Annotated in this window: 11 protein-coding genes, 1 other RNA gene and 2 pseudogenes; 12 read left to right on the top strand and 2 right to left on the bottom strand. The window is 60.6% G+C overall.

The genetic code is table 11. The annotated features are described in order from the left end of the window. Position 1: 1 nt before the first annotated feature. Positions 2-353: RNase P RNA component class A (gene rnpB, locus KUL77_RS11925), an RNA gene on the bottom strand. A gap of 36 nt (positions 354-389) precedes the next feature. Beyond that, positions 390-1,148, bottom strand: coding sequence for an NRDE family protein (locus KUL77_RS11920; protein WP_297147476.1), 759 nt, complete (start codon positions 1,146-1,148; stop codon positions 390-392). A 315-nt stretch (positions 1,149-1,463) separates the two neighbouring features. Between KUL77_RS11920 and mraZ the strand changes: the two genes are divergently transcribed. The 12 genes and pseudogenes from mraZ to KUL77_RS11860 all read left to right on the top strand — a co-directional run. After that, positions 1,464-1,910 (top strand): division/cell wall cluster transcriptional repressor MraZ, encoded by a 447-nt coding sequence (mraZ, locus tag KUL77_RS11915; RefSeq protein ID WP_297147473.1) that lies wholly within the window; start codon positions 1,464-1,466, stop codon positions 1,908-1,910. Then, positions 1,907-2,839: pseudogene (gene rsmH / locus KUL77_RS11910) on the top strand (16S rRNA (cytosine(1402)-N(4))-methyltransferase RsmH); the annotation flags it as partial. The gene mraZ and the pseudogene rsmH, both read left to right, overlap by 4 nt. An 11-nt stretch (positions 2,840-2,850) precedes the next feature. Beyond that, a complete protein-coding gene (gene ftsL, locus KUL77_RS11905) occupies positions 2,851-3,117 on the top strand; it encodes a cell division protein FtsL (RefSeq protein ID WP_297147470.1) in 267 nt (88 codons plus the stop codon). Between the two features lie 107 nt (positions 3,118-3,224). Next, positions 3,225-4,976: a penicillin-binding transpeptidase domain-containing protein gene (locus tag KUL77_RS11900; RefSeq protein WP_297147528.1), complete on the top strand. Its 1,752-nt coding sequence runs from the start codon at positions 3,225-3,227 to the stop codon at positions 4,974-4,976. Then, positions 4,973-6,445 carry a UDP-N-acetylmuramoyl-L-alanyl-D-glutamate--2,6-diaminopimelate ligase gene (locus KUL77_RS11895; protein ID WP_297147468.1) on the top strand — a complete coding sequence of 491 codons (1,473 nt, stop codon included), beginning with the start codon at positions 4,973-4,975 and terminating at the stop codon, positions 6,443-6,445. Before KUL77_RS11900 ends, KUL77_RS11895 begins: the two co-directional genes overlap by 4 nt. Beyond that, positions 6,442-7,824 carry a UDP-N-acetylmuramoyl-tripeptide--D-alanyl-D-alanine ligase gene (murF, locus tag KUL77_RS11890; protein WP_297147466.1) on the top strand — a complete coding sequence of 461 codons (1,383 nt, stop codon included), beginning with the start codon at positions 6,442-6,444 and terminating at the stop codon, positions 7,822-7,824. Before KUL77_RS11895 ends, murF begins: the two co-directional genes overlap by 4 nt. Continuing rightward, positions 7,814-8,899 carry a phospho-N-acetylmuramoyl-pentapeptide-transferase gene (mraY, locus tag KUL77_RS11885; RefSeq protein WP_297147465.1) on the top strand — a complete coding sequence of 362 codons (1,086 nt, stop codon included), beginning with the start codon at positions 7,814-7,816 and terminating at the stop codon, positions 8,897-8,899. The genes murF and mraY overlap by 11 nt, the downstream gene beginning before the upstream one ends. Before the next feature lie 14 nt (positions 8,900-8,913). Then, a complete protein-coding gene (ftsW, locus tag KUL77_RS11880) occupies positions 8,914-10,236 on the top strand; it encodes a putative lipid II flippase FtsW (protein WP_297147525.1) in 1,323 nt (440 codons plus the stop codon). Beyond that, entirely contained in the window at positions 10,233-11,321 is a 1,089-nt protein-coding gene (murG, locus tag KUL77_RS11875; protein ID WP_297147462.1) for an undecaprenyldiphospho-muramoylpentapeptide beta-N-acetylglucosaminyltransferase, read from the top strand. The genes ftsW and murG overlap by 4 nt, the downstream gene beginning before the upstream one ends. Continuing rightward, positions 11,318-12,760 carry a UDP-N-acetylmuramate--L-alanine ligase gene (gene murC / locus KUL77_RS11870; protein ID WP_297147460.1) on the top strand — a complete coding sequence of 481 codons (1,443 nt, stop codon included), beginning with the start codon at positions 11,318-11,320 and terminating at the stop codon, positions 12,758-12,760. The genes murG and murC overlap by 4 nt, the downstream gene beginning before the upstream one ends. Then, entirely contained in the window at positions 12,757-13,707 is a 951-nt protein-coding gene (locus KUL77_RS11865; protein WP_297147457.1) for a D-alanine--D-alanine ligase, read from the top strand. The genes murC and KUL77_RS11865 overlap by 4 nt, the downstream gene beginning before the upstream one ends. Beyond that, positions 13,704-13,803 (top strand): annotated as a pseudogene (locus tag KUL77_RS11860) (cell division protein FtsQ/DivIB); the annotation flags it as partial. The gene KUL77_RS11865 and the pseudogene KUL77_RS11860, both read left to right, overlap by 4 nt.

Raw genomic sequence — 13,803 nt, 5'->3', positions numbered from 1 at the left:
GCGGCGGAGCCGGCCGATAAGCCGGGTTCTGTCTAGGACAGTCATTCCTCTAGGCGCATGGTCACCCATACGCTCAAGCAACCTACCCGGAGGCTCTGCGGGTCGCATCACCGCCTCCCTATTTGGTCTTGCTCCCGGTGGGGTTTGCCGTGCCGGTCTGTTGCCAGACTCGCGGTGCGCTCTTACCGCACCATTTCACCCTTGCCTGCCAGATTGCTCTGACATCGGCGGTATCTTTCTGTTGCACTTTCCGTCGGCTTGCGCCGCCTAGGCGTTACCTAGCACCGTACCCTATGGAGCCCGGACTTTCCTCGGCACCGGTTACCCGATGACGCGACTGTCTGGCCGACTCCGCCGACGGCATTGTACGTTGGCGAAGCTGAAGCGGGCTAGGCTGCGTGCAGCGTCGTTTCGCCAGCGGCGAGGCCATCGGCGCCAAAACGGCGTTCGATAATCGAGCCCTGGCCGTGGATATCCACCAAAATCAGCGTGCTGGCGCGGGTGCCGTACCCTTGTTCGTGGACGAAGGCGGACGATAAGCGGCGCTCCAACGCAAGCTCGATCCCGGTCTGTGGAAGCAGTGCGTCAGGGGCGATAGTGCGGTCTGCAAGCGCGGCCCAAAGGGGGGTGAGGTCACGGCTCCCCGTTTCGGCCCAGTCCCGTAGCGCGCTGCGGAGGCGGCGGGTTTTCGGCCAGTCTTCGTCAAAATCACCATTAGACAGGCCGTGCACGCCGGGAGAAATCGCATGTGCGCCGCTGGCAGGGTGGTTGCCCACATAGGCGCAGCCGTGGCGATCGGCCACGATCAAATTGAACGGGGCGTAGCGTGCGGCGGTGTGCGCCTGCTGCTGGGCAAAGTCGATGGCGCTGGCGTTGCCGGTTAGAAATGCGGCTGGGAGCGTGCCGCGCGAGGGGCCGTTGAACGGCTGCGGCAGTCCGTCGCGCACATTGGTGACTACCGTGGCGCGGCCATCGCGGCCCAGCCCCATCCACGTACCGCCCGATTGCAGGTCGCGCCCGGCCCAGATCGGTGCGTCGTCCCAGCCGTGCAGCGCGGCGCTGGCGCGCGCGTACTGCTCATCGCGGTTGCCGACCAGCACCAGTGGCCAGTGGGGGTGGGTTTCCCAAGCGATCGCAACGAGGCACATGGGGCTAGTGTGCCGTGGTTTTCAGACAAAATTTTGCGCAGTGCAACATGAATGTGTCACCTGTCACCCATGGAGGCTTAACAGTAGAAGATAAGTGCCTGAAATAGAAATATCAGAGGAAACATAAGGTTGACGATAAACCTTCAGCAATCTCTTGAAGTGTTACGCAAGTCATTGACGCTGAATGGGAAAAGTCGCGTGCGTCATTGTTGACATAGGTCAATTGCCTGCTAATGTGGGGCTTCGTGGGAAAACTTGGAAATAAGTGGTTTTCTTGGGTTAACAAGCTCCGTTGGCTGCGGGGGCGAGGCAGACATGTTCCAGGGCGAAAATGCCATCACCATTGACGATAAGGGCCGGCTGGCGATTCCGACAGCGTACCGGGACCTTGTCGCGCAAGCGTGTGGCAATCGCTTGGTTGTGACCTATGACGTCTATAACGCGGGTTGTCTGTGGCTGCTCCAGTACGACCACTGGCAGCGCTTGTGCAAGCAATTGGAAAGCAAGGGCATGCAGTCGCCGCAGGCGCGCACGCTGCGCCGCAAGCTGGTAGCCGCAGCGGCCGTGGTCGAATTGGATGGCAATAGCCGAATTTCGGTTCCGGCGAGCATGCGTGCGATGACCGGTATCGAGCGCCGCGCCGTGCTGTTGGGGAACATCGATCGCTTCGAGTTGTGGAGCGAGCGGGATTATCAGGCGCAGATGCAAACGCCGCTGGGCGATGTCGACCTGGAGGATGGCCTGAAGGATCTTGAGCTGTGAGCGGCGGTGGCGCGGGCATCGCGTCCGCCCACCTCCCGGTGTTATTTGCCGAGGTCATGGACGGGTTGGCGGTAAAACAGGATGGAACCTATTTGGACGGGACGTTCGGGCGTGGCGGACACGCCCGTGGGGTGTTGCAGCGGCTGGGGCCGCAGGGGCGTTTGCTGGTGATGGACAAGGATCCCGAAGCGATTGCGGTGGCCGAGGCTCTGGCCCACGCAGACGCGCGCGTAACTTGGCATCGCGGCAGCTTTGCCGGGCTCGCGCAGTGGTCTGCGGCCGCGCAAGGTTTGGACGGCGTATTGCTGGATCTGGGTGTGTCCTCGCCGCAGCTGGATGTGGCCGAGCGCGGGTTTTCTTTCGGTAAAGACGGCCCGCTGGATATGCGCATGGACCCAGAGTCGGACGAAAGTGCGGCGCAGTGGTTAGCGCATGCGTCCGAAAAAGAGATCGCTGACGTGCTGTGGACGTATGGCGAAGAACGGCAGAGCCGCCGTATCGCGCGGGCCATTGTGGCCAAGCGCACGCAGCAGCCGATCGAGCGCACCGCACAGCTGGCGGACTTGATCGCCTCGGTGATGCCGCGCGGCGACAGCAAAACCCATCCGGCCACGCGCAGCTTTCAGGCAATCCGCATCCATATCAATCGCGAACTAGCGGATTTGGAAGCAGGGCTCGATGCCGCCTTGGAGCAGCTCAAGCCGGGCGGCCGGTTGGCAGTGATCAGCTTCCATTCGCTGGAAGATCGAATCGTGAAGCAATTCATGGCGCGCCACGCGAAGGCCCCGCCGGCCAATCGTAGAATGCCGGTAGAAATCGCCTTCACACCCACGCTGCGTTTGCACGGTGGTGCACAAAAGGCGGGTGAAACCGAGCTGTCCAGTAACCCGCGTGCGCGTAGCGCCGTGCTGCGTGTGGCCGAAAAATTGGAGGTGGCGGCATGAACCGCTATCTCATCATGGCGATTTTGGTGGTGGCGTGCGTGGTCAGCGCGTTGCAGGTGGTGCGTGATCGCCACCAGCATCGGCAGGCGTTTGTTGAGCTGATTCGCCTAGAAAAAGCCCGGGATGAGCTGAATATTGAATTTGGCCGTTTGCAGCTTGAACAAGCCACGTGGGCAGAAAGTAACCGTGTCGATCAAATTGCGCGCACGCGGTTAGGGATGCAGTTTCCGCGCACCGAAGATGTGGTGGTGCTGCGGCGATGATGAAACCCTTCTTACAGCGCTGGGGATGGTTTGCCAAGGACGCGCGGCGGCAGCGTCAGGCGGGCGCTGCGCTGCGTGCACAGGGGCAGTTTGATCTGCATGCGCGCATGTACCTGCTGGCGGTGCTGCTCGGCGCACTGGTCTTGGTGCTGCTGGGGCGTGCGCTTTATTTGCAAGTCATCGATCGTGCGTTTTATCAAAAGCAGGGCGATGCGCGGTTCTTGCGCGACATTCCAATTGCCACCTCGCGCGGCATGATTACCGACCGCAATGGCGAGCCGCTGGCGATTTCCACGCCGGTGGAATCGGTGTGGGGCAACCCCAAAGAGTTGTTGAAATCACCGCAGCGTTTACCGGAGCTGGCCGCAGCACTTGGTGTGCCGCAGGATGAGTTAATCAATCGTCTCAGCGCACGCGCCAATAAAGAATTTATTTATCTGAAGCGACGCATCAACCCGGATGAGGCGGCGCGCATTCTGGCATTGGATATTGCAGGCGTGGCCAGCCAGCGCGAGTACCGTCGGTTCTATCCCCAAGGCGAGGCGTTGGCGCATGTGTTGGGGTTCACGAATATCGATGATCGTGGACAAGAAGGGCTAGAGCTTGCCTTTGATGAGTGGCTCAGCGGCAAGCCCGGCGTGAAGCGCGTGATCCGTGATAACAAAGGCCGCATTGTTGAAAACGTGGATCTCGTGCGTGCGGCGCAGCCCGGGCATGACCTCGCGCTGAGTATCGACCGCCGCATTCAATATCTAACGCACCGCGAATTGCGCAACGCGATCAATGAAACCGGTGCCAGCAGTGGCTCGGCGGTGGTGCTCGACGTGGCCACGGGCGAAGTGCTGGCGATGGCCAACTTGCCCACCTTCAACCCTAATGCCGTGGGTGGCAGCCCGCGCGATGCGCACCGTAACCGCGCGGTTACCGATTTGCTGGAACCCGGCTCCACGATGAAACCACTGACGGTCGCCGCCGGGCTGGAAGCAGGTGTGATTACGCCGGAAACACTGTTTGATACCAGCCCAGGCTGGATGCCAAACGGCAAGTACCGCACCACCGACACGCATAACTACGGTGTGCTGAATACCACCGGCATCATCCGAAAAAGTTCGAACGTGGGTGCAGCGATGGTCGCCAAGCGCCTCACGGATGCACAGTTCAACGATTTCTTGCGTCGGTTCGGTTACGGCCAGCGCACCGGTAGCGGTTTTCCGGGTGAGGCGGCGGGTCTGTTCCCAACGCCAGATCGTTGGAGTGGAACGTCCAAACAAACCATGAGCTACGGCTATGGGCTAAACGCTACACCGCTGCAAATTGCAACGGCGTATGCCGCATTGGGCAATGGCGGTTTGTTGCACCAGCCCAGTTTCGTGAAGGGCCAGCACAACCCGGCAAAGCGCGTGCTAGAACCGAAGATCGCTGATGAAGTGCTGCATATGATGCAGACCGTGACCGAGCCAGGCGGCACCGCAACCCAAGCAGCGATTTTGGGCTATCACGTAGCGGGTAAAACCGGCACTTCACGCAAGGCCAGCGCGGGCGGCTATTCGCGCCGTTATATCGGCTATTTTGCGGGCTTGGTGCCGGTTGAAAACCCGCGCTTTGCCATGGTGGTGGCGGTGAATGATCCGGACCCATCGCGCAAGGGCTACTACGGCGGCGTGGTGTCGGCACCTGTGTTCCGCGGTGTGATGGAAGGCGCGCTGCGGCTGATGAACGTGCCGCCGGACGATCTTGATAAATGGCTGGCAGTGCAGCAGGCGGCGGAAGCTAAGCGAAAGAAAGTGCCGAGTACGGTAAGTGCGGCCCCTCTCGCAGTGGGAACTCCAGCGTCGGCTGTCGCACGAGGTGTGCAATGACGCGAACGATGACATTGGGTGAACTGCTTCCTGAACTGGAAGGCCTGTCGGCAGCACTAGAGGTCACTGGGCTGGTGCAAGACAGCCGTGAAGTCGAGCCGGGCAATGCCTTTGTGGCGATTGCTGGCTTCGGTGCGCACGGCTTGAACTTTGTGGATAGCGCGCGCGCTGCAGGCGCGGCGGCGGTGCTGTATGAGCCGCCCGCACCCGAAGATTTACCCGCGCCGGAAGACGCCATCGCCGTGCCGCATTTGCGCGCGCGCATGGGCGCGATGGGCGATCTTTTTCATGGGCACCCGAGTGCGGGCATGACCACGGTAGGCGTCACCGGCACCAATGGAAAAACCTCCACGGTGCAATTGCTAGCGCAGGCGTGGACGCTGCGCGGACAGAAGTCGGGCACCGTGGGAACGCTAGGCAGCGGCATTTATCCGAAAATCGTACCCACCGGCTTCACCACACCGTTGGTGCTGCGCATGCATGCCCTGCTGGCCGAACTGCGCGATGAAGGCGCGGCGGCGGTGGCGATGGAAGTGTCTTCACACGCGCTCGACCAAGGGCGCGTGGATGGCGTGCAATTTGATGTCGCAGTATTTACCAACCTCACCCGCGATCATTTGGATTACCACGGCGACATGGCGCGGTACGGCGCAGCCAAGGCCAAGCTGTTCCACTGGCCGGGGCTACGTGCGGCTGCAGTGAATCTCGACGATACGTTCGGGCGCGAACTGTTTGCTGCAGTTGCAGGGAAGGTGCAAGCACTTGGCTTCTCTTCGCGCGGCGCACAAGGTGCGGCGGTACGTGCAGAAGACGTGCTGCTCGACGGCACCGGTATTCGCTTTATGTTGCATGCGGGTGGGCAAGCGCATCAGGTGCGCTCAGCGCTGCTGGGCCGTTTCAATGTCGATAACCTATTAGGTGTTGCAACTACACTGTTTGCACTGGGAAATGCGCCTGCGTTGATTGCAGAAACCCTGTCCCAGCTTTCTCCCGTCGATGGCCGAATGAATCGGCTTGGCGGCGAGGGTGGGTTGCCTCTGGTTGTCATCGACTATGCCCACACACCCGATGCGTTGGAGCAAGCGCTCAGCTCTCTACGCGCGCACACGAAGGGCAGGCTCAGTTGCGTGTTTGGCTGCGGCGGCGAGCGCGATACTGGGAAGCGCCCGCAAATGGCGGCGATTGCTGAGCGCTTGGCTGATCGGGTGATCCTCACCGACGACAACCCGCGTCATGAACCTGGTGACACCATCGTGGCCGATATCGTGGCTGGTTTTATCAGCCCACATTCGGCGACCGTGCAGCGTGACCGCGGCGCCGCCATTGCCATGGCCATCGCCGATGCGGGCGAAGACGACGTGGTGCTGATTGCAGGCAAGGGCCACGAGCCCTATCAAGACGTCGATGGCATCAAACATCCTTTTGAAGATGCAGCAGTGGCGCGCGAGTACCTACGGAGGCACGCATGAAGCCACGTTCACTCAGCTGGATTGCACATGCCGTTGATGGCCGCCTTGTTGGCGCCGATGGTGAAGTCGATGGCGTGGCCACCGATACCCGCACGCTGCCGGCAGGAAAGCCGCTGTTTGTGGCGTTCAAAGGCGAACATTTTGATGGCCATAGCCATGTTCAAGCCGCACTAGAGGGTGGCTGTGTGGCGGCGCTAGTAGCGCATTCTGTGGCAGTGGCAATTCCACAAATTATCGTGGATGACACCGAACGCGCGCTGGGACGCTTTGCAGCCGCCGTGCAGCATGAGCGCAGCACGAAGGTGCTGGCGGTCACCGGTAGCAATGGCAAAACCACCGTCAAAACGCTGCTGCTATCGATCTTGCAGCAGATGGGCGGCGCCTATGCCAACCCCGGCAATCGCAATAACGAAATCGGCCTGCCGCTGGCGGTGCTGGATGCGCCTGAAGATGCACGCTTTGCCGTGTATGAAATGGGCGCGGGTAAGCCCGGCGATATCGCCTATCTCACCGCGATTGCGCGCCCCGATGTGGCGCTGGTCAATAACGTGGCCTCGGCGCATCTGGAGCGAATGGGTAGCCTGCTGGGCGTGGCTGAAACCAAAGGCGCGATCTACACCACGATGGCCGAAGACGGTGTAGCGGTCATCAATGCCGACGATGCCTTTGCACTGTATTTTCAAGAACACTTGCATGGGCGGAAAAGCATTCGCTTTGGTCTTGATACACACGCCGAAGTGAGCGCGCGTGCTATCCATGCAGGTTTAGACGGTTCTCACTTTACGCTCGTACTTCCAAGTGGCGAAGTTGAAACCACGATCGCGCTGCCGGGGCTGCACAATGTGCGCAATGCGCTCGCTGCCGCCGCAATGGCACACGCGGTAGGCGCAACCCATGAACAAATCGGCGCAGGATTAGCGGCTGCCGAACACGTGAACGGGCGTTTGGATGCGCACCACCTAAGCACAGGTGTTGTGCTGATCGACGATAGCTATAACGCCAATCCGGGTTCGCTAGCCGCTGCGATTGAAACACTGAGCACCTGCGAAGGTGCGGCTTGGCTGGTGCTAGGCGATATGCGCGAATTGGGAGAAGACGAAGCGGCGCTGCATGCCCAGGGTGGCTCGCAGGCGCGGCGTTCCGGTATTGCGCGGCTGTATGCATTGGGCGCACTAAGCGCGCACGCAGCGGCGGCATTTGGCGATGGTGGTGTGAGTTACCCCAGCCACGAAGCCTTGATTGCAGCGCTGCAGGCGGATCTGCACCCCGGTGTCACGGTACTTGTAAAAGGCTCGCGCGGCAGCGCGATGGACAAAATTGTGAAAGCGCTGCTCAAGCGCGATGCCGAAAGCGGCAAGGAGACAACGGATGCTGCTTGAACTCACGCGCTGGCTGGAACAGCTACAGGGCCACTTCAATCTGTTTAATTACATCACCTTCCGCGCCATTCTTGCCGCGCTAACGGCGTTGTCGCTATCGCTGTGGTGGGGGCCGCGGATGATCCGTTACCTGTCCACATTGAAGGGTGGTCAGCCGATCCGTAAGGATGGCCCAGAGTCGCATTTTTCCAAGGCTGGAACGCCTACGATGGGCGGAATGCTGATTCTTTCAACGGTGGCAACGGCGGTGCTGCTGTGGGCCGATCTGCGCAATAAATACGTCTGGGTTGTGCTGGTCGTGATGATCGGCTTTGGCGCAATTGGTTGGGCCGACGACTGGATCAAAATTGTGAAGCGCGACCCGAACGGGATGCGCTCACGCACGAAATACGCGCTGCAATCCCTGCTTGGCTTGGCCGCAGGGATTTATTTGTTCGCCTTTGCTGATGTGCCCGCTGCAACGACATTTTATGTGCCGCTATTTAAGTCCATCGCGCTGCCGATGGCGGGTGTTGGCTTTGTCGCGGTGGCATATTTTTGGATTGTGGGGTTTTCGAACGCGGTCAATTTAACCGACGGTCTCGACGGCCTAGCGATCATGCCTACAGTGCTCGTGGCCTGCGCACTGGGCGTGTTCGCCTATGCTTCAGGCAACGCGACGTTTGCGCAATATCTGCAAATTCCGCGTGTGCCTGGCGCGGGTGAGCTGGTGATTATCTGCACCGCAATTGCCGGTGCGGGCTTGGGCTTTCTGTGGTTCAACACCTATCCCGCGATGGTGTTCATGGGCGATCTGGGCGCACTGGCACTGGGGGCGGTGCTGGGCACGATCGCGGTGATCGTGCGGCAAGAACTCATCCTTGTGGTGATGGGCGGCATCTTCGTGATCGAAACCTTGTCGGTAATGATCCAAGTGGCCAGCTTCAAACTCACCGGAAAGCGAGTGTTCCGAATGGCGCCGATCCACCATCACTTTGAAAAGAAAGGCTGGCCCGAGCCGCGCGTGATTGTGCGGTTCTGGATCATCAGCGTGGTGTTGGTGTTGGTGGGGTTAGCAACGTTGAAGGTGCGCTAATGGCAGCAATTGGCATCGGCAATATCCGCCAAGCAGCTCGTGTGAACGAGTTGGGCGGCCGCTTTGATCCGTGGATCCTTGGGGTCGCGGTGACACTCGCCAGTGTGGGCGTGGTGATGGTGGGCTCTGCCGCCATTGCAGGGGGCGGTGTCGATGCCGGGCCGTGGTATTTCCTAAGCCGTCATCTGCTCGCCTTGGCGATCGGCTTGGGCTTGGCGGTGGCGGCGATGTGCTGCGAGCTAAAAGAACTAGAAAAGTACAACCAGAAGTTGCTGCTGGCCTGCGCTCTGTTATTAGCGCTGGTCTGGGTGCCGGTGTTGGGTAAATCGGTCAATGGCGCGCAGCGTTGGATCACACTGGGTGTGTTCAATTTTCAGGTGGTCGAGGCGGTCAAACTTCTCTACATCGTGTGGCTGGCCAGCTACTTAAAACGCTATAGCGAAGACGTGGCGGTGACACTGGGTGCGCTAATGAAGCCTGTCGGTGTCGTTAGCCTGCTCGTAGTGTTATTACTGCTGCAGCCTGACTTTGGTTCATCGGTGCTGCTGATCTGCATTACCGCAGGGATGTTGCTATTAGGTGGCGCGCCGATTAAGCGCTTAATCGCGCCGGGTGTGCTTTTAACGCCGGTCCTCATTGCGTTGATCGTATTTGAGCCGTACCGCATGCGCCGCGTCACTTCGTTTATGGATCCTTGGCAGGATCAGCTAGGTGCGGGTTATCAGCTCAGCAACGCGCTAATGGCGATTGGGCGCGGCGAATGGTTTGGTGTAGGGCTTGGCGCTTCCATTCAAAAATTGAACTACCTACCAGAAGCACATACCGACTTTATTTTTTCGGTATTGGCTGAAGAACTGGGTTTTGCTGGCGTGACTGTGATCGTCGGTTTATACGCGCTGCTTGCAGGGCGCGCGTTCTGGCTGGGCATGCGCTGCGTGGAAATGCGTCGGCATTTTTCTGGCTATATCGCGTTTGGTATCGCGCTATGGATGGGCCTGCAAAGTTGTGTGTCGATGGGCGTCAACCTTGGCTTGCTGCCAACCAAAGGGCTGACCCTGCCGATGATTTCTTCGGGCGGTTCATCGGTGATGATGAGCTGCGCGGCGCTGGGCCTGTTGCTGCGTGTGTCGTGGGAATACGAGCGTGCGCGCCGCCAAGTGGCCAAGCACCGCCCAGTGAGCGAGGTGACGGCGGCCAGCCCAACGGCGAGTGTAGCGGTGCCGCCGGTGAACCATGTGCCTGCAAACCGTAGCAGCCGCCACCAGCGCGTTGAGCCCGTGATGGGGCAGGCGCGCCCAGAATCTGCGGCACTTGCCGCACTGCGGAGGGCGCGATGACTCAAGCCGCTCCCGTTGTCGTGGTGATGGCCGGTGGCACCGGCGGCCATATTTTTCCCGGTCTTGCGGTAGCACAGGCACTGCGCGAGCGCGGTGCAAATGTGCGCTGGCTGGGAGCCGATGGCGGAATGGAAACACGGCTGGTGCCGCAACATGGCATCGCCATCGATACGATCGCGGTAAAGGGCGTGCGTGGCAAAGGCTTGCTCACACTGCTGGGGGCTCCTTTGCGCGTGCTGAAGGCGGTGCGTGCGGCCGCAGCGGTGCTGCGTCAGCAGCAGCCGGACGCCGTGGTGAGCTTTGGTGGTTATGCCGCAGGGCCGGGCGGTATCGCCGCCAAGCTCGCAGGCATTCCGCTGCTGGTGCATGAGCAAAACCGCGCCGCCGGAATGACCAATAAAACGCTGGCGAAAGTGGCGCAAAAGGTCTTGGTGGGCTTTCCTCAGACGTTCTCGAATGAAGTATTGGTTGGGAACCCAGTGCGTGCGCAAATCGCCGCTGTAGCGCCGCCTGCTCAGCGCGATTTTCATCATGATGGCTCGTTGCGCTTGCTGGTGCTTGGCGGTAGCCAAGGTGCGCGCGCGCTGAATTTGGCCGTGCCGCAGGCGCTTGCACAATCAGGTATCGCCGCTGAGGTGGTGCATCAGGCCGGCGAAAAACTATTAGACGATGCGCGCCGCGCCTATGCCGATGCGGGAATCACGGCGAAGGTCGAGCCATTTATCGAAGACATGGCCGCGGCCTACGCGTGGGCCGATCTTGTGGTCTGCCGCGCAGGTGCGCTCACACTGGCCGAGCTATGTGCGGTGGGCGTAGGTAGCGTGCTGGTACCGTTCCCGCAGGCGGTGGATGACCACCAAACACGCAATGCCGAATATTTAGTTGAACGCGGCGCGGCGCGGCTGTTGCCGCAGTCGGATGCACTTGCCACGCAGCTTGCAGAAGTACTTCAACCGTTGGCAGGTGATGCCAACCAACGATTCGCGATGGCACAGGCCGCGCGTGAACTGGCGCGCCCCGACGCCGCCAGCCGCGTTGCCGACATCGTTCTTGCAACCCTTTTACATGGAACAACATCCCGATGAGCGCGCATAACTTGCACCTTCGGAATATCAACGACATTGCAAAAGCATTGCCGCGCGTACATTTCGTGGGCATTGGCGGCACCGGCATGAGCGGTATTGCCGAAGTCATGAACACGCTGGGCTATCAGGTGAGCGGTTCTGACCGCGCCGATAATGCCGTGACCCGCCGTTTGGCTTCACTGGGCATCACCATCCACCAAGGCCATGCGTCGGCCAATGTGCTGAATGCCGATTGCGTGGTGGTATCGAGCGCGATCAAACCAGATAACCCGGAAATGCTGGAAGCGCGTGCGCAGCGCATTCCGGTGGTGCCGCGCGCGGAAATGCTGGCCGAACTGATGCGCTTCAAGCGCGGTGTTGCCGTGGCGGGGACGCATGGCAAAACCACCACAACCTCGCTCACCGCCAGCGTATTGGGTGAAGGCGGGCTGGATCCTACCTTCGTGATCGGCGGCAAGTTGCTGGCCGCAGGCGCGAATGCGCGCTTGGGTAAAGGCGACTGGCTGGTGGCCGAAGCCGATGAAAGCGATGGTAGCTTTTTGCGCCTAAACCCCGTGGTAGCGGTGATTACCAATATTGACGCCGACCATCTGGAAAATTACGGCGGCGATTTCGAGCGTGTGAAGCAGGCCTTCGCGGAGTTCCTGCATCGCCTGCCGTTCTACGGTTTGGCTGTGCTCTGCGTGGACGATGAAGAAGTGGCGCAGTTGGCGCGTAAAACCCCGCGTCACGTGGTGAAGTATGGCTTCTCACCCGACGCTGATGTGCGTGCGGCCGACGTGAGCCAGCAGGGCGGCACCATGCTGTTTACGCTGTGCCTTCCAGACGGCACGCGCACCGCCTGCAAGCTGGCGTTGCCGGGGCGGCACAATGTACAAAATGCGCTGGCCGCCGCCGCGATTGGCTGGCAGCTTGGCGTGCCCAACGATGCCATCGCGCGCGCGCTGGAAAACTTCCAAGGCATCGGCCGCCGCTTCAATCAACTGGCAACGCTCAAGCTGCCGCAAGGTGGCGAGGCGACCTTGGTCGATGATTATGGCCACCACCCCAAAGAGCTCGCAGCGGTGTTTGCTGCGGCGCGTGGCGGTTGGCCGGAGCGGCGATTAGTCGTGGCATTTCAGCCGCATCGTTACACCCGCACGCGTGACTTATTCGACGAGTTTGCCGCGGTACTCTCCAGTGTGGATGCGCTGCTGCTTACCGAGATCTATCCCGCCGGTGAAGCCCCCATTGCCGGTGCCGATGCGAAATCGCTGGCACGTTCTATTCGCACGCGCGGGCGCGTCGACCCTGTGGTGGTGGGCGGCGCGGCAGAGCTTGCCACGGTGCTGCCGGGGTTGCTGCAAGACGGCGATCTGCTGCTGATGATGGGCGCGGGCGATATTGGCGCTGCTGCCCAAGCGCTGGCGCGTGACGGGTTGAGTGGAGGCGGCGTATGAGCAGTAGCGTGTTTGCCGCATTGAAGGTCACCGACCCAGCCGTATTTGGGCGAGTAGCCGTATTGATGGGCGGCAGCAGCAGCGAACGCGAAGTATCGCTGGACTCTGGCCACAATGTGCTGGAAGCGCTGTGTGCACGCGGTGTGGATGCGCACGAAGTGGACGGTATTCCGGCACTCGTTGATGCGCTGGTGCACGGTAAGTTTGATCGTGTCTTCAACGTGCTCCACGGCAATAAAGGCGGCGGTGAAGACGGTGTTCTGCAGGGGTTGCTGCAGGCGTTTGAAATTCCGTTTACCGGCTCAGACGTACTGGGAAGCGCGCTGACCATGGACAAGATCCGCACCAAGCAGGTTTGGCAAAGCGCGGGGCTTTCGACACCAAGATTTGTACGCCTTGCGTCGGGTGATGATCTGCGTGCCGCCGCGCTGCAGCTGGGCTTCCCCGTATTCGTCAAACCATCGTGCGAAGGTTCTAGTGTTGGCGTGGCGCGCGTACAGGACGCGGCTGCGTTAGCGGAAGCCGAGGCGGTAGCGCAGCGCTATGGCGGCGAAATGTTGATGGAGCAGATGATCGTTGGCGATGAGCTAACCGTCGGTATTTTGGGCGACGTTGCACTGCCTTCTATTCGCATCGTGCCGAAGGGCGAGTGGTACGACTACAACGCAAAATACTTGGCCGACGATACGCAATACCTATGCCCAGGTTTAGAAGGCGAAGAAGAAACCGCGATCCGCACGCTGGCACTGGAAGCATTTCGTAGCGCAGGTGCCAGTGGCTGGGGGCGCGTGGATGTGATGCGCAGCCGCGCCAATGGCCAGCTCTATCTACTTGAGGTCAATACCGCGCCGGGCATGACTAGCCATTCGTTAGTCCCCAAGGCTGCGCGTCAGCTCGGGGTGTCGTTTGAAGAGCTGTGCTGGCGCATTTTGGAGCAGACACTTTGAACGCAGCGCTGCGACTACTCGGCTGGTTGCTTGCCGTCACGCTGGTGGCGCTGCCGGTCGTGGCCGTGGTGGAAGGCTGGATCGGCGCCGAGCGCT

The organism is Thermomonas sp. (assembly GCF_019104945.1).
Classification (GTDB): Bacteria; Pseudomonadota; Gammaproteobacteria; order Xanthomonadales; family Xanthomonadaceae; genus Thermomonas.
This window is presented reverse-complemented; position numbering and strand designations above follow the sequence as displayed.

What these genes read in the sequence shown, in the direction of transcription:
- ftsL (WP_297147470.1), top strand. Translation starts at nt 2,851, where the DNA reads ATGAACCGCTATCTCATCATGGCGATTTTGGTGGTGGCGTGCGTGGTC.
- murF (WP_297147466.1), top strand. Translation starts at nt 6,442, where the DNA reads ATGAAGCCACGTTCACTCAGCTGGATTGCACATGCCGTTGATGGCCGC.
- KUL77_RS11920 (WP_297147476.1), bottom strand. Translation starts at nt 1,148, where the DNA reads ATGTGCCTCGTTGCGATCGCTTGGGAAACCCACCCCCACTGGCCACTG.
- murC (WP_297147460.1), top strand. Translation starts at nt 11,318, where the DNA reads ATGAGCGCGCATAACTTGCACCTTCGGAATATCAACGACATTGCAAAA.
- murG (WP_297147462.1), top strand. Translation starts at nt 10,233, where the DNA reads ATGACTCAAGCCGCTCCCGTTGTCGTGGTGATGGCCGGTGGCACCGGC.
- KUL77_RS11895 (WP_297147468.1), top strand. Translation starts at nt 4,973, where the DNA reads ATGACGCGAACGATGACATTGGGTGAACTGCTTCCTGAACTGGAAGGC.
- KUL77_RS11900 (WP_297147528.1), top strand. Translation starts at nt 3,225, where the DNA reads ATGTACCTGCTGGCGGTGCTGCTCGGCGCACTGGTCTTGGTGCTGCTG.
- mraZ (WP_297147473.1), top strand. Translation starts at nt 1,464, where the DNA reads ATGTTCCAGGGCGAAAATGCCATCACCATTGACGATAAGGGCCGGCTG.
- mraY (WP_297147465.1), top strand. Translation starts at nt 7,814, where the DNA reads ATGCTGCTTGAACTCACGCGCTGGCTGGAACAGCTACAGGGCCACTTC.
- KUL77_RS11865 (WP_297147457.1), top strand. Translation starts at nt 12,757, where the DNA reads ATGAGCAGTAGCGTGTTTGCCGCATTGAAGGTCACCGACCCAGCCGTA.